Origin of the sequence: Enteractinococcus helveticum (assembly GCF_001657475.1) — a bacterium.
Classification (GTDB): Bacteria; Actinomycetota; Actinomycetes; order Actinomycetales; family Micrococcaceae; genus Yaniella; species Yaniella helvetica.
In genome coordinates, this window is record NZ_LXEY01000026.1 from 1 (window position 1) to 407 (window position 407).

Annotated in this window: 1 protein-coding gene; it reads left to right on the forward strand. The window is 50.4% G+C overall.

Annotation, left to right across the window (positions count from 1 at the left end):
- On the forward strand, nt 1-407 hold a 407-nt coding region (locus A6F49_RS18965; protein WP_201120334.1), incomplete at both ends, for a hypothetical protein.

Sequence of the window (407 nt, forward strand, 5' to 3'; positions counted from 1 at the left end):
GGAGAGGGAGAGAGGAGAAAGGAAAGGAGAGAAGAGGGGGGGAAAGGAGGGGGAGAGAAAGAGGAGAGAAAAGAGAGAAGGAGAGGAAAAAAGGGGAAAAGAGAAAGGAAGGAAGAGGGAAGGGAGGAGGAGGAAAGGGGAGAGAGAAGAGGGGAAGAGAGAAGGGAGGAAAGGAAGAGAAGAGAGGAGAGAAAAGGGGAGGGGGGAGGGGAAAAAGGAAGGGAGGGGGAAAAAGGAGGAGAAGAAAGGGGGAAAAAAAGGAGGGGGAGAGGAAAGGAGAAGGGAAGAAAGAAAAAAGGAGGAAAGGAAGAGGGAAAGGAGGGGAGAGAGAGAAGAAGAAGAGGAGAGAGAGGAGGAAAGGAAGAAGAAAGAAGAAGTAGAAGAGGGAAAAAGGAAAAGAAGGGAGG